This window comes from Acinetobacter sp. T63 (genome assembly GCF_053852345.1).
The window spans coordinates 189,382-209,000 of sequence record NZ_CM132659.1; the positions used below are offsets into that span (position 1 = coordinate 189,382).

A 19,619-nucleotide genomic window follows, 5' to 3' on the forward strand; every position below is an offset into this window, starting at 1 on the left:
GTGCTTAAGTGCACGTGACTTCGAACTGTAGATTAAATAGATAATTGATTATTTATTTAATTGTCTTAATCCTACTTGTAGGGATTAACGACTGTTTGGGGTTGTATAGTCAAGTAATTAAGTGCATGTGGTGGATGCCTTGGCAGTCAGAGGCGAAGAAAGACGTGATAGCCTGCGAAAAGCTCCGGGGAGGCGGCAAATATCCTTTGATCCGGAGATGTCTGAATGGGGAAACCCACTTACCATAAGGTAGGTATCAATACATGAATACATAGTGTATTGAGGCGAACGAGGGGAAGTGAAACATCTCAGTACCCTTAGGAAAAGAAATCAATTGAGATTCCCTCAGTAGCGGCGAGCGAAAGGGGAACAGCCCATTAAGTTATGTGTGTTTTAGTGGAATGCTCTGGGAAGTGCAACCATAGTGGGTGATAGTCCTGTACACGAAAGGGCACACATAATGATGACGAGTAGGGCGAGGCACGTGAAACCTTGTCTGAATATGGGGGGACCATCCTCCAAGGCTAAATACTCCTGACTGACCGATAGTGAACCAGTACCGTGAGGGAAAGGCGAAAAGAACCCCTGTGAGGGGAGTGAAATAGATCCTGAAACCGCATGCATACAAGCAGTGGGAGCCGACTTGTTCGGTGACTGCGTACCTTTTGTATAATGGGTCAGCGACTTACATTCAGTAGCAAGGTTAACCGCATAGGGGAGCCGTAGGGAAACCGAGTCTTAATAGGGCGTATAGTTGCTGGGTGTAGACCCGAAACCAGGCGATCTATCCATGAGCAGGTTGAAGGTTGGGTAACACTAACTGGAGGACCGAACCCACTGTCGTTGAAAAGCCAGGGGATGACTTGTGGATAGGGGTGAAAGGCTAATCAAGCCTGGTGATAGCTGGTTCTCCCCGAAAGCTATTTAGGTAGCGCCTCGGACGAATACCATTGGGGGTAGAGCACTGTTTCGGCTAGGGGGTCATCCCGACTTACCAAACCGATGCAAACTCCGAATACCGATGAGTACTATCCGGGAGACAGACTGCGGGTGCTAACGTCCGTAGTCAAGAGGAAAACAATCCAGACCGCCAGCTAAGGCCCCAAAATCATAGTTAAGTGGGAAACGATGTGGGAAGGCATAGACAGCTAGGAGGTTGGCTTAGAAGCAGCCACCCTTTAAAGAAAGCGTAATAGCTCACTAGTCGAGTCGGCCTGCGCGGAAGATGTAACGGGGCTAAAACTATGTGCCGAAGCTGCGGATGTATACATTGTATACGTGGTAGGGGAGCGTTCTGTAAGCCGATGAAGGTAGATTGAGAAGTCTGCTGGAGGTATCAGAAGTGCGAATGCTGACGTGAGTAACGACAAAACGGGTGAAAAACCCGTTCGCTGAAAGACCAAGGGTTCCAGTCCAACGTTAATCGGGGCTGGGTGAGTCGACCCCTAAGGCGAGGCCGAGAGGCGTAGTCGATGGGAAATTGGTTAATATTCCAATACTTCAGTGTAATGCGATGAGAGGACGGAGAAGGTTAAGTCAGCCTGGCGTTGGTTGTCCAGGTGGAAGGCTGTAGGCATGCATCTTAGGCAAATCCGGGGTGCTCTATGCTGAGAGCTGATAGCAAGCTAGTTTACTAGCGAAGTGGCTGATACCATGCTTCCAGGAAAAGTCTCTAAGCTTCAGTTACACTGGAATCGTACCCGAAACCGACACAGGTGGTCAGGTCGAGTAGACCAAAGCGCTTGAGAGAACTCTGCTGAAGGAACTAGGCAAAATGGTACCGTAACTTCGGGAGAAGGTACGCTGTTGACGGTGATGGGACTTGCTCCCTGAGCGGTTGACAGCCGCAGAAACCAGGCCGCTGCAACTGTTTATTAAAAACATAGCACTCTGCAAACACGAAAGTGGACGTATAGGGTGTGATGCCTGCCCGGTGCTGGAAGGTTAATTGATGGGGTTAGCGTAAGCGAAGCTCTTGATCGAAGCCCCAGTAAACGGCGGCCGTAACTATAACGGTCCTAAGGTAGCGAAATTCCTTGTCGGGTAAGTTCCGACCTGCACGAATGGCATAATGATGGCGGCGCTGTCTCCAGCAGAGGCTCAGTGAAATCGAAATCGCTGTGAAGATGCAGTGTACCCGCGGCTAGACGGAAAGACCCCGTGAACCTTTACTGCAGCTTGACATTGAACTTTGACCTTACTTGTGTAGGATAGGTGGGAGGCTTTGAAGTTGGAACGCCAGTTCCAATGGAGCCGTCCTTGAAATACCACCCTGGTAATGTTGAGGTTCTAACTCTGTCCCGTGATCCGGGACGAGGACCATGTCTGGTGGGTAGTTTGACTGGGGCGGTCTCCTCCTAAAGAGTAACGGAGGAGTACGAAGGTGCGCTCAGCGTGGTCGGAAATCACGCGTAGAGTATAAAGGCAAAAGCGCGCTTAACTGCGAGACCCACAAGTCGAGCAGGTACGAAAGTAGGTCTTAGTGATCCGGTGGTTCTGTATGGAAGGGCCATCGCTCAACGGATAAAAGGTACTCTGGGGATAACAGGCTGATACCGCCCAAGAGTTCATATCGACGGCGGTGTTTGGCACCTCGATGTCGGCTCATCTCATCCTGGGGCTGAAGCAGGTCCCAAGGGTATGGCTGTTCGCCATTTAAAGAGGTACGCGAGCTGGGTTTAGAACGTCGTGAGACAGTTCGGTCCCTATCTACCGTGGGCGCTGGAAATTTGAGAGGATCTGCTCCTAGTACGAGAGGACCAGAGTGGACGAACCTCTGGTGTACCGGTTGTGACGCCAGTCGCATCGCCGGGTAGCTATGTTCGGAAGGGATAACCGCTGAAAGCATCTAAGCGGGAAGCCTACCTCAAGATAAGATTTCCCTAGGAATTTATTCCTCTAAAGAGCCGTTCGAGACTAGGACGTTGATAGGTTGGGTGTGGAAGCATAGCGATATGTGAAGCTGACCAATACTAATTGCTCGTGAGGCTTGACTATACAACACCCAAACAGTTGTTGTATCAAGCTGAATTCTAAACTAATCCTTGATTTAGTTAATGCAACACAATAAAATTCAGACCCAATGGCCAATCCGTTAATAACTCATTTGACCAAGCAATGGCACAACACTGCAACAGCAGTAAAGATAAGACCAAAGCAAAGTCATCCCAGTTGTGCTGGCGACAATAGCAAGAGTGAACCACCTGATCCCTTCCCGAACTCAGAAGTGAAACCTCTTAGCGCTGATGGTAGTGTGGGGTTACCCATGTGAGAGTAAGTCATCGCCAGCTCATTAATTCAAAATCCCCCTAGCTTAAACAGCAGGGGGATTTTTTTATGCAGAAAATTTATGTGCTTAAGAAAGTGGAATTTTTCGAGGACTGTTCTCTCCGTTTAAATAAGCTTTTAATCGGTTGAAATTGAAGCCTCCCATTTAACCGGAACCGGCGTATACTCATAACATAATTGGAGTGTATATGTCAGATTCCCAAAGCCAGACTCAGCAAATTGAGCACGATTCTCCTCAGTTTAAGGCCATTCTTCTCTCTTTGTTTTTGGCCGGTTTTGCCTCCTTTTCTGCCTTGTACTGTGTTCAACCGATGATGCCGATTCTGGCCCAGTTCTTTCAGGTCAGTCCGACCCAAAGTAGTTTTCCCTTATCTTTTTCGACCTTTGCTTTGGCCGCCGCTCTATTATTTACCGGCCTGATTTCAGATCGGGTCGGGCGTAAACCGATTATGGTCGTGGCATTGTTCTCTGCGGCCTTACTGTTAATAGCCAGTGCCTTATTGCCACAGTGGTCATTTTTTCTCAGCACTCGTGTCCTGATTGGCATGGCAGTCAGTGGGGTGGCCGCGGTGGCAATGACCTATATTGGCGAAGAAATTGCGGCCAAAGATGTTGGCTTTGCCATGGGCTTATATATTTCAGGCACCGCAATTGGCGGCATGAGTGGCCGTTTAATTGCCGGAGTCCTGGTGGATTTTATTTCCTGGCAATATGCAACTTTAATCATTGGTGTGATTAACCTGGCGATTGCGATTCTGTTTTACTGGCTGTTGCCCAATTCCCGGAATTTCCAGTCCTATCCAATTCAATTGTCGCGTTTTAAACAGGCCTTTGCCAAAAATCTGGCCGATCCAAAATTAAGAATTCTGTTTCTTCAGGGCTCTATTCTAATGGGATGCTTTGTCTCGGTATTTAACTACATGAGCTATCATCTGCTGGATGCGCCTTTTGCTTTGCCACAAACCTGGATCGGGCTGATTTCTGTGGCCTATCTGGCTGGAATTTACAGTTCACCACGGGCAGCACAGTGGGGACAAAAGTTTGGCCGGGAAAAAGTGTTACCGTTGATGCTGCTGGTGATGTGGGCCAGTCTGGCGCTAATGTTACTGAATCAGCTGGCGGTCGTGTTAGTCGGGCTGTTGATTTTTACCTTTGCTTTTTTTGCAGCACATTCTCTTTGTAGCAGCTGGGTGACGGTGCAATCATTACAGTATCGGGCGGTGGGTTCATCTTTATATCTGTTCTGCTATTACTTGGGCTCGAGCGTGCTCGGCAGTGGTAGCGGTCTGATCTGGGAGCGCTGGGACTGGCCTGGCTTATTGATCTTTATCGCAAGTCTGCTGTTGTTGGGCCTGATATTGACCCTATATCTGAAAAAATTAAGCAGCACTGCACCCACGGCACAGATTAAAAATTAAAAACTTGATTTTGTATAAATTATAATCAAGCAAGCCACTTGGAATTCATGCTAAAATACTCGGCTTTCATCTTTCGATCTTTTCTGATCTTCCATCTGCCAGCCGAGAATTGCTAGCCATGTCTACTGCTTATACCGCTCAAACCGCGCCGAAAGCGTTGTTTGATTACGACAAATATTGGGCGTCATGTTTTGAACCCGCGCCATTTTTGCCGATGTCACGCGAGGAAATGGACCAACTCGGCTGGGATAGCTGTGACTTTATTCTGGTCTGCGGCGATGCCTATATTGATCATCCATCTTTTGTATCCGGTATTATTGGCCGTGTGCTGGAAGCGCAAGGTTTCCGGGTCGGAATTATCGCGCAGCCTGACTGGACCAATGTCGAGGCCTTTCGTGCCTTAGGTAAACCGAATATTGCCTGGGGCGTCACCGCCGGCAATATGGACTCGATGATCAACCGTTATACCGCGGACCGCAAAATCCGCTCGGATGATGCCTATTCACCAGACAATGTCCCGAACAAACGTCCAGACCGTGCTGCAACCGTGTATTGCCAGCGCTGTCGTGAAGCCTTCCCGGATGTGCCGGTGTTGCTTGGCGGGATCGAAGGTTCACTGCGTCGTATTGCGCATTATGATTACTGGTCAGATAAAGTCCGTCGTTCAATTCTGATGGATTCAAAAGCCGATTTATTGATGTACGGTAATGGCGAGCGTTCCATTATTGAAGTGATGCACCGTCTGGCCAAAGGCGAAAAAATTACCGATATCACCGATGTGCGCGGTACTGCCTTTATCATCAATAAACATAACCGTGCGGCCAAAGCCAAGTTTGTCGAAATCGCCTCCAATGATGTCGATACCATTGGCCGTGTCGATCCGATCATCAACCCCTATGTGATGACCGAAGATATTGATGGCTGTGAAGTTGAAAAAGAAAAGGGTAACAGCTTAAGCCAGTACCAGAATTTCCAAAAAGAAATGGTGGCCAATCCGATTGTCCGTGAAGGCGACAACCTGGATGCCGATACGCAGATTGTTCAGCTGCAACCGGCCTCAAAAGCCATTAAGCATAAACTGCCACCACGTGAACTGGCGGTTATTCGTTTGCCATCTTTTGAAGACGTGGCTAATGATCCGGTGCTATATGCACATGCCAACCGTATTCTGCATTTGGAAACTAACCCGGGCAACGCACGTGCTTTGGTGCAAAAACACGGCGAGCGTGATGTCTGGATTAATCCACCACCAATTCCATTGACCACTGAAGAAATGGACTATGTGTTTGACCTGCCATATGCACGTCTGCCACACCCGTCTTATGGCGATGCACGTTTCCCGGCGTTCGACATGATCAAGTTCTCGGTGAACATCATGCGTGGCTGTTTTGGGGGCTGTACGTTCTGTTCGATTACCGAACACGAAGGCCGTATCATCCAGAACCGTTCGGAAGAGTCGATTTTGCGTGAAGTGGAAAAAATCCGTGATACCGCACCGGGCTTTACCGGGATTATCTCGGACTTAGGTGGTCCAACCGCTAACATGTACCGCTTGCACTGTAAAGATCCGGAAATTGAAAAGAACTGCCGTAAGCCGTCCTGTGTATTCCCAGGCGTGTGTCAGAACCTGCATACCGATCATGCACCACTGACCCAGCTGTACCGTAAAGCACGTGCAATTAAAGGCATTAAAAAGATTCTGATTGGTTCCGGTCTGCGTTATGACCTGGCGGTACTGAATCCGGAATATGTGCGTGAACTGGTGACCCATCATGTCGGGGGATATTTGAAGATTGCACCGGAACATACCGAAAAAGGTCCATTATCGAAGATGATGAAACCGGGTATTGGTACCTATGACCGCTTCAAGCAAATGTTTGACCGTTTCAGTAAGGAAGCCGGCAAGGAACAGTATCTGATTCCGTATTTCATCGCGGCGCATCCGGGCACCACCGACTACGACATGATGAACCTGGCGATCTGGCTGAAAAAGAATGGTTTCCGTGCCGATCAGGTACAGACCTTCTATCCATCGCCAATGGCCACCGCCACCACCATGTATTACACCGGTAAAAACCCGCTGGCCAAAGTGGCGCGTTATACCGAAGATGTTGATATTGTGAAGGGTGAGAAACGTCGTCGTCTGCACAAAGCCTTCTTGCGTTACCATGATCCAAACAACTGGCCATTGTTACGTGAGGCTTTAAAAGAGATGGGCCGTGCCGATTTGATTGGCAATTCCAAGCAGCATCTGATTCCAACCTATCAGCCGCAAGGTACGGAAGGGCAGTACCAGTCAGCGCGTAAGAAAAACTCGACCCTGGCCGGAGATTCACAGAAACGTACCGGTCAGCCTGGCAACCGTGGCCAAGGGCAAAATCAGGGTCAGTCGAATCGTCCGAAAAAAGGCCAGATGTTGACCCAGCATACCGGTTTGCCTCCACGTGAAACCGGCGAAAAACGTCCATTTGGCGGTGCAAAGGCCAAAGGTAAGTCTAAGCCAAAATCTCGTGCTTAAATCAGGAAAGGACGCCAAGTGCGTCCTTTTTCTGGTTCACATTTTGTCGGATTTGTCAGACAATCGGTTTGAAAAGAATTGTGAAGCTCATAAAAGTTGGTATACATTAGCTTGAGGAAAAACAAGGAGATGGTTTTTCCTGGAAACTTGCTCTGCAACAGACTGTCAGTGTTTATGCATCTTTCGTCAGCATTGGTTTAAGTTTCTTAAATTTAACCTATTTATAATAAGCAAAACGTTATACTTGTATTTGAAAAATAATCGGTGAGATACCGAATAAATTATAAGAATAGAGTATTAAAGGATTAACCTCATGACTGTTTATATTATTCTCGCAAGTCTTATTCTGGCAGGGTTGCTCATCATGGCGGCCAGGCATGCCATTCAGGCCAAACGCCAGACCGACAGTACCCTGAAACGCCGCGCTATTTTCAGTTTGAATGAGCAGCTGACCTATACCCGGCTGAAAGAAATTTTACCGACCCATACCGTGCTGACCCATGTGTCTTTTGATGCGCTACTGACCACCAAACTGCCGCGTACCCGCAATAAATACCGCAATATGGTGGCGGACTTTGTGGTGCTGGATGATGCTTATCAGGTACTGGCCGTGATTACCCTGGATGATACCCTGACCTTAAAACGTCAGCATATTCAGTATCAGAATGAATTGCTGCGGATGGCCGGTTATACCGTAATCAGCTTTGATCAGGTGCCGGAATATCAGCAGTTGCGTGAAGAATTTGGGTTACTGGAGGGCGCTGAAAATCTGGAGGCGCTTGATCTGCCAAAAAAGAAATTGGCGTTCTATCCGGCCTCAGCGCGCAGAATGGGCGCGTTGGGTTGAAAAAAAGCATCTAAACAGATGCTTTTTATCTCAAATTTTTATGGTTTAACCGCGACCACAGTCATTTCAACCAGGACTTCGGGCTGATACAGCTTGGCTTCCACACAGGTACGGGGCAGCGCTTCAATATCGGCGACCCAGGCATCCCAGATTTCATTCATGGCTGCATAGTCTTGCTCGATATCTTTTAAGAAAATCATGACTGACATGATATGACTTTTATCGGTGCCGGCTTCAGCCAGTAAACGGTCAATTATCTCAAGGGTCTGGCGGGTCTGACCGCGAATATCCAGGCTGGTGTCTTCTGCCAGCTGGCCGGCCAAATGCACCAGATGGCCTGAAATGGCAATTTCTGAATAGCGCTGTGCGACATGTAAACGTTGTACGGTCATAACAAAATCCTGTAGATGGGCAAGCAGCACCTCGGCTGCTCTGGCAATGTGACTATATTGCCATGAAGCGCCAGTACAGAACACCAGCGCTGCCGGAGTTGGTACAGAAATCCATCAATCTTGTGGCGATTTTGATTTGAAAAATGGGAATTTTAGGACGCAAAAAGCCGGTGATCTGAAGGGAATAGATCGGGATAATGCGATAGAAAATCAGATAAAAAGAAGCAGGTTACAGTAAGGCGGGAGACGATACAGCCATCCATGGGAACGTCAGAGTTGTCCTGTAATATTCGGATAGATCATCACGCCAATCACAGGACAGCATGCTGAAAGTAAAGGTGATTTTCAGCATCTCAGCACATACATGGATAAATGTATTGCGCAGATAGATTACTCTAATTTTGCCCATTGTGAAGCGCATTTTGTATCATTTTTATTCTTTTGATCAATTCCTGCACAATTTTAAGCCTAAAGTAGACTGAGCTGCGGCTGCTGTGCTGGTGAAGACAGTTGATAAACCCCCACGCCAATCAGCCGGAACTGTTCCTGAGGCGAAATATGCATTTCCTCAATTAATAGTTGTAGCGCCTGTGCCAGCTGCTGCGGATGAGTAAAAATATGCTGAAAGCTTTTGCTGTGCTGCAACACCTGAAAGTTTTTCAGTTTCAGTTTGACTGACACGCCGCGGGCACAGAGCTGCTTTTTTTCCAGACTGGCCCAGACCTGTTGCAGCAGCTGTGGCCAGTAGGGCGTGCATTGGCTGAGGACATAATCATCATCAAAGGTGATTTCTTTGGAAATCTGCTGGCGTTTGCGTTCGGCCTGAACGGGGCGCTCATCAATGCCTTGTGCATATAAAAACAGACGTTTGCCATATTTGCCAAAACGTTGAATCAGCAGGCCTTCTTCGACCTGTTGCAGATCGCCCAAGGTTTCCAGACCCAAGGCCTTCAGCTTTTCCTGCATGACCTTGCCCACGCCCGGAATTTTCTTTAAGGGTAAATCCTGAATAAAGGCCTGCACCTGCGAGGGTTTGATTACGCAGAGGCCATTTGGTTTATGCCAGTCCGAGGCAATTTTGGCCAGAAATTTATTGGGTGCCACGCCGGCAGATGCAGTCAGGCCGGTGGTCTGAAAAATATCTTCGCGGATGCGCATTGCCACTTCTGTGGCACTGGGGAGCTGCTGCAGGTTTTCGCTAACATCCAGATAGGCTTCATCGAGCGACAGCGGTTCAATGATTGCAGTATATTTTTGAAAAATTTGATGGATTTGTGCCGACACTTCCCGGTACTTCTGGAAATTCGGTTCCAGTACAATCACCTGCGGGCACAGTTTCCGGCCCTGACTCATTGACATGGCCGAGCGCAGCCCAAACACCCGCGCCGGGTAGGACGCGGCCACAATCACTGCACGCGGATGATGTGATGCCACCACCACCGGCAGATGTTGTAACTCTGGACGCTCTTTTAGCTCGACCGAGGCATAGAACGCATCCATATCAATATGAATGATTTTTCTCATGGCACCATCTTAACGCGCGACATCCGTGGCTGTCATTAGCGGATAAGCATACGGTTGATCGAGCAGCAGCACTTGGGTCTGTTGTTGTGCTGCGGCCTTGATCACGGTATTCAGACTCTTCGGGGTATTATCGGCCAGATGTGGTAAAAACTGTAGCGGCTGTTCTGGCGGCTGGAAAAAATCATCCCAATGGATGGGAATCAGCACCTTGGGTTTTAGGTGCTGCAAGGTTTCTGTCAGATACTGCTGCTGATACTGTTCCGGTTGCCTGGACAGCTGGGCAATGCCCAGAAACAGATGATCGACCTGTAGCGGTTTGAGCTGTTCGGGAATAAAACCGGTGCTGGCCTTGACCAGACTTTTATGACCTTCATATTCAATCAGATAGTCAAAGCTATGGCCTTCTTTAAACTCCGAAAACCGTGCCGGCAGGCTCAGTGGCTGCTGGATTTCCTCACCCAGATCATTATTCACTGCAGTTGGCGGAGTATGCTGGGACGGGAAAGCGGTGACAGTAAAGTTGCCAATCTGCATCGGTTGTAAAGGTACCAGCTGCTGTAACTGGCTTTCGGGCAAGTGAGCACCACGGGCAATATTCAGCGTGCTTCGGGAACCAATAATTTTAGCCTGCGGCAGCAATTGGCCAAGTAGAGGGACATCCAGCGCATGGTCATAATGCGAGTGTGTCACCAGAATGGCTTGCGTTCGTTGCAATTGATGGAGCTCAATCGCATGTTCAATTACGATTGGCTGGCTGTTAATTTGACCAAACATCAGCTGACTCAGACTCGGCCGGCTAAAGAAGCCATCAATCAACAGCTGTTGCTGGCCATCATCAAACAGTAAGGTCGATACGCCAAAGAATTTGACCGTGTAGCCCGCTGGTGCGGTTGCTGCCGGCTGATACAGCCACGGCTGGAAATCCTGCACTTTGCCGGAGGGCTGCAGCATATAGATGATGAGTGCAATCAGCAGTAACATCAGGCCAAGCAGACCTGACAAAATCTTGTATTTCAGTGTCATTCGCACAATATCCCTGTCAGCTTTTATTTTTATCTTGTTGGTATGAGTATTAAGGGGTTGTATCCGCACTATGTTTAGATGGTTCCACAATCTGGTTGACCTTCAGAAACTGTTGCCAGTCCTGTTCATCGCCATAAAAGGCATTCAGATCGACCGGAGTGGCAATGCCGGTAATCTGGCCACGATTGCTATATTGCCAGAACAGCCAGTCGGGATTGCCACTTAAGGCCGGTTTGCCTTGATATTCGCGTACCCACAGCGGCACCTGCGGGAACTGATTGACCAGTACAATATTATAAAAATTCCTGGAAATGTAAAAAATCGGCTGTTTGCCATAGTGCTGTTGCAGCGCATCATGCATCACCCCAATTTCATGCAGCAACTGTTCCCGGGTATAGGTGTTGATGCAGTTGCTGTCGTATTCCAGATCAATCACTGGTGGCAAGCTGTTGGCCTGTTTCGGAACGCTGTCGATAAAATTCTGTGCCTGCACCTGACCATCACGACACAGCCGATAAAAATGATAGGCGCCGACCAGAAAGCCCTGTTCATGCGCGGCCAGCCAGTTGTCCTGAAATTTACGGTCTTTAAAATCGCCGCCTTCAGTGGCTTTTAAATAGACGAAACGGTATTTTTCCGGCGAAATCCTGTGCCAGTCAATCTGCTGCTGATGATGCGAAACATCAAAGCCCTGAATCGGATAGTCCTGTGCGGTGGCTGGCCGGGTATGCAGCACGCCCCAATACAGCAAGGCCGCCATCAGCACCACGCCGCAGATGGCAACCGCAGCATAGGTCAGGGGCTGGACAGAACGGCGGGCAGGGTGTGCAGACATAGGCAAGGTAGATCTTCAGGATTCAATTTTGATCATAACGCGAAGCCTGCACGGCGGCTAGCATTCCACGCGGCTTTAGACCGGGGTGTTTTTCGGAATTTTCCAGAAAATCATTGCAGCCAGCAGGTTGATACTGCCCAGACAGATCAGGCTGGCATGAAAGGCTGCGACCACCTGTTCCGGTCCCCAATAGGCACTAAACAGGTTGACCAGCGTTCCGGCCAAGGCCACGCCAATACTCATGGACAGCATCATGATCATCGACAGGAAGCTGTTGCCGCTGCTGGCATCTTGCTGCGGTAAATCTTTTAAGGTCAGGGTGTTCATGGATACAAACTGCAGTGAATTGAGCAGACCGAAAATAAAGAAATGCAGCGCGCGTAACCAGATGGGTGTATCGGCCGTGGTCAGGGCAAAACTGGCGATACAGGCCCCGACCAGCAAGGTATTGGTGATGAGCACCTGACGATAACCAAAGCGCTGAATCAGCTGGCGGATAATCGGTTTTGAGGCCAGCGAACCGAGTACGGTCGGAATCATCATCAGGCCGGTCACAAAGGGCTCAAAGCCAAAGGCCAGTTGCAGCATCAGCGGCAGTAAAAAGGGAATTGAATTGCCGGCCAGCCGGGCAATCGAGTTCCCAAGAATCCCGATTGCATAAATCCGGTGCCGGAACAGCTTGCTGCGAAACAGGGCATTCTGATGGGTATGCGCATGATAGGCATACAGGCCGGCACTCAGCAGACCGAGCAGGACCAGCGCAATGCTCCACCACAGCGAGTACAGCGGACTGGCCACGTTTTCAATGCCCAGTGACAGCCCGACCATGGCAATCAATAACAGGATAAATCCCCAGAAATCAAATTGCGGCACGCTCGGCTCGGTGATGTTTGGCATGGCTTTAAAGGTAATCAAGACGCCTAAAATGCCAATCGGCAGATTGATTAGAAAAATCCAGTGCCATGAGGCCACTTCGACCAGCCAGCCGCCCAAAGTAGGTCCAATTAAGGGGCCGATCAGACCGGCCAGACTCATCAGGCTCATGGCCGATAAAAACTGGGTGCGGGGAATGATTTTTAGCATCGCCAGACGACCAACTGGCAATAAGAACGCGCCGCCAATGCCTTGCAGTACCCGGTAAAACAGCAGTTCATTCAGGCTGCTGGCATAGGCACAGCCAATGGAGGCCAGGGTGAAAATCACAATGGCGGAAAAATAGGTGTTGCGCACGCCAAAACGGTCGGCCAGCCAGCCACTCAAGGGAATACAGGCCGCCACTGACAATACATAGGCCACCACCACGCTGTGCATTCGCAGCGGATCTTCCTGCAAATTCTCGGCAATGGCCGGCAACGCGGTGTTGATGATGGTGGTATCCAGGCCCTGCATAAAAAAGCCAATCGACACCAGCAGCACCAACAATCTGAATTCGGGTTGCAGGGCTTGATGGGTTGGCGTGGCAGTCATAATTAGCGGGCATGGTGGAATTTTGCCTAGTGTAAAACAATCTGGCGCGGATGTCGTATCTAAAGCGTTGCCGCGTGACGGCCTGACCCTGTCAGAAAACTGCAATCAAAACGTCATGGCACTGCAACCGGATGTTTATAAATTGTTCATATTCTAAACACTATCAAATTAAACCTATGAAATTAAAATTGAAATCACTTTGGGTGGCCATGTTGGCCGTGGGGATGGCAGCGTGTAACAGTGATGATGATCAGGTCAGTCCCGCACCGGTCGATCCAACCCCCAATACCATTGAACTGAGCAAAATTGGGGCCTATCAGTCGGGCATTTTTGCAGAAAGTGCCGCAGAAATTCCGGCCTATGATGCCGCCAGCAAACGTCTGTTTGTGGTCAATGCGCAGGCCGGGGTGCTGGATGTACTCGATTTAAGCCAGCCAAATCAGCCGGTTAAAATTGCCGAGATTCAGGTCCATGATATTGCCGAAGGCGCAGAAGTAAACAGTGTCGCGGTGCATAACGGTATTGTGGCAATTGCGATTCAGGCTGCCGTCAAAACCGATCCGGGTTATGTGGCGCTGTATCAGGCCAAAGATCTGAGCAAACTGGCGCATGTGCAGGTCGGTGCCTTACCGGATATGCTGACTTTTAGCCCGGATGGTCAAACCCTGCTGGTGGCCAATGAAGGTGAGCCATCTGATGATTATCAGGTTGATCCGGAAGGTTCAATTTCCGTGATTCAGCTGAGTAATTTAACAGCGCCTGTGGTTCGCACTGCAGACTTCAAAGCCTTTAATGGTCAGGAAGCGGCGCTGCGTGCCCAGGGCGTGCGTATTTTCGGGCCAAATGCGACCGCGGCGCAGGATTTTGAACCGGAATATATTACGGTATCGCAAGATGGCAAAACGGCTTGGGCCGCATTGCAGGAAAACAATGCACTGGCCAAAATTGATGTGGTTAATGCCAAAGTACTGGCGGTGTATCCATTGGGCTTTAAAGACCATGGTCTGGACGGCAATGGCATGGATGTCAGCGATATGGATGGTGTCGATGGAGCGGGCAGTATTAAGATCCAGACTTGGGCCAATGTGCGCGGTCTGTATATGCCAGATGCAATTGCCAGCTTTGACGTGGCCGGCAAAACCTATATTGTGACCGCCAATGAAGGCGATGCGCGCGCCTGGGGTGAAGACACACCAGAATATTTTAACAACGACATCAGCAAAGGTTTTGTTGAAGAATGGCGAGTGAAACATCTGGTACATGCCGATGGCTTTGCCCGCCGTTTAGGCGATGATTTACCTGCGCACTTAAGCCAGCTGGCCAAAGGTGCCGAGCTGAATCCGGATAATTTTGGCTACTGCGGTGCCACGGTAGGCAATGCTGGTGACTGCCGTAAAGATCATCTGCTGGGTCGTCTGAATATTACCTGGACTGAAGGCTACCAGAAAAATGCCGATGGTACGCCAAAGCTAAATGAACGCGGTAATCTGGTATATGACCATCTTTATAGTTTTGGTACACGTTCGGTCAGTATCTGGACAGAAAATAGCGCGCAAAACGGTCTGGAACTGGTCTGGGATTCAGGGGATGATTTTGAGCAGTACATTGCCGAGCACCATCCGGAAATTTTCAATGCCAACCATGAAGAAGCAGGCATGGATAACCGCAGTGACAACAAAGGCCCTGAACCTGAAGGCGTGACGCTGGGCCAGATTGGCAGCAAAACCTTTGCCTTTATTGGTCTGGAACGTGCTGGCGGGGTGATGGTCTATGATGTATCGACTCCATCTGCACCAAGTTTTGTGCAGTATCTGAATAGCCGTGAGATGAGTGCGAGCACTGAACAAATTGAGCTGGGGCAGGCCGGTGATTTAGGCCCGGAAGGTCTGGTCTTTATTGCGGCAATGGACTCGCCTAATGGCCAGCCATTACTGGTGGTGGGCAATGAAGTCAGCGGCAGCACCGCGGTATATCAGCTGAATCTGAAATAAGTGAGCAAAAAAGAGAAAGGGCACTACGGTGCTCTTTTTTTTATTTTAAATTTTCATTGTCACTAAAATGTCATAGAACTGAAATAGTATTGTCATCATTTTAAGCTAATGCCAGCCCGATTGGGATGGTGTTCCCTTTTTGAACATAGGCTTTGTTCTTATGACAATTGAACTTTTAATGGTAATCGGCTTCTGTTTGGCGGCCTATTCTATTGTCGGAAATGATGTACCTCAAACCTTAGGGACTTTTATTTCTTCTAACTCCCATCGTCCTTGGTGGGTACTGTGGGTGTATATCAGCAGTATCCTGGTTGTGGTCTTGGTCTATGGCTGGTATGCATCAGGCGTCGGTGATGCCTCTTATGGACGACTGGAAACCATTCCGTTCCCTGAAGGTGGAATTACCTGGCTGTATATTGTGCCGCCGGTTTTACTGTTGCTACTGACCAAATATGGTATTCCGGTCAGTACCACCTTCCTGGTGTTGACCATCTTCTCTCCTGCGAGCCTGGGCTCGATGATGGTCAAATCCATGATGGGCTATGCCGTGGCCTTCCTGGCGGCGCTGATCATCTATCGTTTTGTGGCCAACAAAATGACGGTGTACTTCAACCAGACCAAAGATCAGGAACATTCGACCAAATGGGTGATTCTACAATGGTTATCTACCGGTTTCCTGTGGAGCCAGTGGCTGATTCAGGATCTGGCCAACATCTTCGTGTATGTGCCGCGTCAGGTACCGTTTGAATTCCTGATGTTTGCCATTACGGTCTTTGTGATCTTGCTGGGGGTTATTCTGTACCAGCGTGGTGGTGCCATCCAGAAGATTGTCGATACCAAAACCGATGTTACCGATGTACGTGCTGCGACCATCGTGGACTTTATCTATGCAATGATCCTGCTGATTTTCAAAGAGTGGAGCAATATCCCGATGAGTACCACCTGGGTATTCCTGGGTCTGTTGGCCGGTCGTGAATTTGCCATCTCAATGATTGTGAACGGGGTCAGCAAATACCGTACCTCACGCAATGTCAGCAAAGATGCGATGAAACTGATGTTTGGTCTGGCCATGTCGGTATTCCTGGCGACCACTTTGCCATGGTTCTATAACCTGATTTCAGGCTAAGCCTGGACTGAACATCAAGTACAAAAAAAGCGAGCTTCGGCTCGCTTTTTTCTTTCTGGACTTTTGGGTTCAAGCGCTTTAAATGGCAACGTGCTGTGGGGCATCCAGATTATGCAAGGCAGTCAGGATTTCATCGGCATGATTGCAGACAATCAGCTTGGCGCGGTGCTGCGGCGGCAGGAAGCCTTCGGCTACGGCATGGTCAAGCTGGGCAATCAGCGCATCATAGAAGCCATTGACGTTATAGAGCATCATCGGTTTTTGATGCTGGTTCAACTGGCCCCAGGTGGCAATTTCCAGAATTTCCTCAAAGGTGCCCAGTCCGCCCGGCAAGGCCACAAAGGCGCTGGCACGTTCGGCCATGAGGGCTTTACGTTCATGCATGCTGTGTACAATATGCAACTCGGTCAGACGATGATGGGCAATTTCATAATCCAGCATAAATTCTGGAATCACACCTACAGTTTCACCACCGTGATCAACTACGGCATCGGCGACCTGGCCCATTAAACCGATACTGGCGCCGCCATAGACCAGACCAAAGCCATTTTCCGCCAGACGGCGTGCCAGTGCCACGGCCTTTTCCTGATAAACCGGTTTATTTCCAGAACGTGAGCCGCAATATAAAGCAATTAAAGGTTGTGTTGTTTTAGGAGAAGGATGTTTTAAATTATCAGTCATTTTTACTACGCTATTCATGATTCTTGTTTCACCTTAACATGTTCTTTTTGTCTGCTCTAGCTTATGCAAAAAATATGACAAACAATGCCAGCGCCGTGCAGTGTGATTGCAAAGAATTGTTAAAGCATGCAGCACAACCGTGATTAGGCCAAAAAAAGAGTGATTCTGGCGCCAATCTTTTCTATACTGAAATTGTTTTTGACAACAATAGAACCGTCATGGGTAGTGGACACTATCGCACCATACAACAACAGTCGCTTTTAATCTCTTTTCTTTTTCCCTTTCATTCCCCAGGTTTTGAAACAGCCGGCCTTGGCTGTCGCACAGCCAAAACGGTATTCGTGGAGCATCGCCCATGATTTTTGAATGGATGTCTGATCCAGCCGCATGGGTGGGTTTGCTGACCCTGATTATTCTGGAAATTGTGCTGGGTATTGATAACCTGGTGTTTATTGCCATTCTGGCTGAAAAGTTACCGCCGGAACAGCGTAACGCCGCACGGGTGGTCGGGCTGATTCTGGCTCTAGGCATGCGCCTGATTCTGCTGGCTTCAATTGCCTGGGTGGTGACTCTCACCAATCCGCTGTTCCATATTTTTGATCATCCGTTTTCGGGTCGTGATCTGATCTTGCTGTTTGGTGGGGTGTTCCTGCTGTTCAAAGGCACCATGGAGCTGCGTGAGCGTATTGAAGGCAAGCCGCAGCTGAAAGAAGAAAATCCGGTACACGCCACTTTCTGGATGGTGATTGTGCAGATTGTAGTGCTGGATGCGGTGTTCTCGCTCGACAGTGTGATTACCGCGGTGGGTATGGTCAAAGAGCTGTCGGTGATGATGATCGCAGTGATCATTGCCATTGGTATTATGCTCTGGGCCTCTAAACCGCTGATGGACTTTGTTAACAAACATCCAACTGTGGTGATTCTGTGCCTGTGTTTCCTGATGATGATCGGTTTCTCGCTGGTGGTGGAAGGTTTCGGTTATCACATTCCAAAAGGCTATTTATATGCCGCAATTGGTTTCTCGGTGATGATCGAGTTCCTGAACCAGGCCATGCGCAAAAATCAGGAAAAAATGGTCACCACCACCGACCTGCGTTATCGTACTGCTTCCGCGGTGATGCGGATGCTCGGCGGCAAACCGAACGGGTCGGAACCGGAACATCCAAGTCCGGAAGAAGTGCTGGCCACGCGTGCTTTTGCCGATGAAGTCTTTGCCGAAGAGAACAGCGTTTACCATACCGTGATGGTGCAGGGTGTACTCAGTCTGGCCGAGCGTCCGGTAAAATCGGTGATGACCCCGCGACCGGAACTGGAATGGCTGGATTTAGATGAAGACCAGGACAGTATTCAGGCCCAGCTGATGAATACCTCGCATTCACGTTTAATTGTGGTGCATGGCGAGCTGGACAATATTGCCGGGGTGGTGCTGACCCATAAGGTCATGAATGAATTTATTGAAACCGGCGTACTGGATTTTGAAAAACATCTGCGCGAACCGGTGATTGTGCATGAAAATGCGCAGGTATTGATGGTGATGGAACAGCTGCGTCAGGCGCCGCTGCAAATGGCAATTGTACTGAATGAATATGGCTCGATTGAAGGTGTGGTCACCCCGATTGATGTACTGGAAGCCATTGCCGGTGAATTCCCGGATGAAGATACCCTCGACGCGGTTGCAGAAACCCTGGAAGATGGCAGCCTGATGCTGGATGGCTCGACTGATATCCGCCATGTCTCGTTATTGCTCGGTCGTGATCTGGTCAATGAGCTGGAAGAATATTCGACCCTGTCGGGTTATATCCTGTTCCATCTCGGCCGTTTGCCGGAAAATGGCCAACGTCTGCTGGCTGATGATCATATTTTTGAAGTGGTCACCATGGACGGGCATAAAATCGAGAAGGTGCATGTGCTGCCACAGCCGCCAGCCGAGTAGCACTCAGAATATTCCTGTTTTCCGATCCAGTTCCGTTAAAATAGCCTGCATTGTCAGGCTATTTTTTTGGAAAATATTTATGTCAGAACAGCCTTGTCCTTGTGGCGCTGGGTTTTATCACAGTTGTTGCCAGCCTTTGCATTTAGGTCAGCAGCAGGCCCAAACTGCCGCTCAGCTAATGCGTTCACGCTATAGTGCCTTTGCCTTGCAGCAGATTGATTATATTGTCAAAACCACCGCACTTGGTCAGCAGCAGGCTCTGGATGTGGCCGCTATTCGGGACTGGAGCAGCGCCAACCAGTGGTTAAAACTGGAAATCGTAAGTGCTCAGGAAAAGCTGGACAAAAGCCATGCCCAGGTCGAATTCAAGGCCTATTATCAGGATGGCAACCAGCCGCAGATACATCATGAAGTATCGCATTTCGTCAAACATCAGGGTGCGTGGTATTTTCTTGATCCGACCACCGATCAGCAGATCACCATGAAACAGCCCTGTATCTGCGGTTCGGGCAAGAAATTTAAGCAATGTTGTGCGCAATTTTTATAACATTTGCCGTATTTTCGCTTATGATAATG

At 49.1% G+C, this 19,619-nt stretch carries 13 protein-coding genes and 2 rRNA genes; 9 read left to right on the forward strand and 6 right to left on the reverse strand.

Features of this window, described 5'->3' with window-relative positions; genetic code table 11:
- Positions 1 to 107: 107 nt before the first annotated feature.
- From ACVLR6_RS00900 to ACVLR6_RS00920, 5 genes are all read left to right on the forward strand, one after another.
- Positions 108 to 2,997 (forward strand): 23S ribosomal RNA (locus tag ACVLR6_RS00900).
- A 178-nt stretch (positions 2,998 to 3,175) separates the two neighbouring features.
- Positions 3,176 to 3,290 (forward strand): 5S ribosomal RNA (gene rrf / locus ACVLR6_RS00905).
- 186 nt (positions 3,291 to 3,476) lie between these two features.
- Positions 3,477 to 4,706, forward strand: coding sequence for an MFS transporter (locus ACVLR6_RS00910; RefSeq protein WP_455995649.1), 1,230 nt, complete (start codon positions 3,477 to 3,479; stop codon positions 4,704 to 4,706).
- Positions 4,707 to 4,824: 118 nt separating this feature from the next.
- Positions 4,825 to 7,224, forward strand: coding sequence for a YgiQ family radical SAM protein (locus tag ACVLR6_RS00915; RefSeq protein WP_168384654.1), 2,400 nt, complete (start codon positions 4,825 to 4,827; stop codon positions 7,222 to 7,224).
- Between the two features lie 313 nt (positions 7,225 to 7,537).
- Positions 7,538 to 8,071 (forward strand): DUF2726 domain-containing protein, encoded by a 534-nt coding sequence (locus ACVLR6_RS00920; RefSeq protein ID WP_005181471.1) that lies wholly within the window; start codon positions 7,538 to 7,540, stop codon positions 8,069 to 8,071.
- Between the two features lie 38 nt (positions 8,072 to 8,109).
- On the opposite strand, the gene ACVLR6_RS00925 is transcribed toward ACVLR6_RS00920, so the two are convergent.
- The 5 genes from ACVLR6_RS00925 to mdtD form a co-directional block, all read right to left on the reverse strand.
- Entirely contained in the window at positions 8,110 to 8,463 is a 354-nt protein-coding gene (locus ACVLR6_RS00925; RefSeq protein WP_005181474.1) for a RidA family protein, read from the reverse strand.
- Positions 8,464 to 8,931: 468 nt separating this feature from the next.
- A complete protein-coding gene (gene dinB / locus ACVLR6_RS00930) occupies positions 8,932 to 9,987 on the reverse strand; it encodes a DNA polymerase IV (protein ID WP_206896616.1) in 1,056 nt (351 codons plus the stop codon).
- Between the two features lie 9 nt (positions 9,988 to 9,996).
- Entirely contained in the window at positions 9,997 to 11,010 is a 1,014-nt protein-coding gene (locus tag ACVLR6_RS00935; RefSeq protein ID WP_455995651.1) for an MBL fold metallo-hydrolase, read from the reverse strand.
- Between the two features lie 49 nt (positions 11,011 to 11,059).
- Positions 11,060 to 11,845: a glycoside hydrolase family 25 protein gene (locus ACVLR6_RS00940; protein WP_455995653.1), complete on the reverse strand. Its 786-nt coding sequence runs from the start codon at positions 11,843 to 11,845 to the stop codon at positions 11,060 to 11,062.
- A gap of 75 nt (positions 11,846 to 11,920) precedes the next feature.
- Positions 11,921 to 13,312: a multidrug transporter subunit MdtD gene (mdtD, locus tag ACVLR6_RS00945; protein ID WP_005181486.1), complete on the reverse strand. Its 1,392-nt coding sequence runs from the start codon at positions 13,310 to 13,312 to the stop codon at positions 11,921 to 11,923.
- Between the two features lie 176 nt (positions 13,313 to 13,488).
- Here mdtD and ACVLR6_RS00950 point away from each other — a divergent pair, with 176 nt between their 5' ends.
- Positions 13,489 to 15,303: a choice-of-anchor I family protein gene (locus tag ACVLR6_RS00950; protein ID WP_455995655.1), complete on the forward strand. Its 1,815-nt coding sequence runs from the start codon at positions 13,489 to 13,491 to the stop codon at positions 15,301 to 15,303.
- Between the two features lie 160 nt (positions 15,304 to 15,463).
- Entirely contained in the window at positions 15,464 to 16,429 is a 966-nt protein-coding gene (locus tag ACVLR6_RS00955) for a hypothetical protein (RefSeq protein ID WP_016659723.1), read from the forward strand.
- A gap of 78 nt (positions 16,430 to 16,507) precedes the next feature.
- On the opposite strand, the gene ACVLR6_RS00960 is transcribed toward ACVLR6_RS00955, so the two are convergent.
- On the reverse strand, positions 16,508 to 17,128 hold the full coding sequence (locus tag ACVLR6_RS00960) for an LOG family protein (RefSeq protein ID WP_104470536.1): 621 nt from the start codon (positions 17,126 to 17,128) through the stop codon (positions 16,508 to 16,510).
- 337 nt (positions 17,129 to 17,465) lie between these two features.
- On the opposite strand from ACVLR6_RS00960, the gene ACVLR6_RS00965 reads away from it, so the two are divergent.
- Entirely contained in the window at positions 17,466 to 19,043 is a 1,578-nt protein-coding gene (locus tag ACVLR6_RS00965) for a TerC family protein (protein WP_455995657.1), read from the forward strand.
- 79 nt (positions 19,044 to 19,122) lie between these two features.
- Entirely contained in the window at positions 19,123 to 19,590 is a 468-nt protein-coding gene (locus ACVLR6_RS00970) for a YchJ family protein (RefSeq protein WP_104489945.1), read from the forward strand.
- Positions 19,591 to 19,619: the final 29 nt, after the last annotated feature.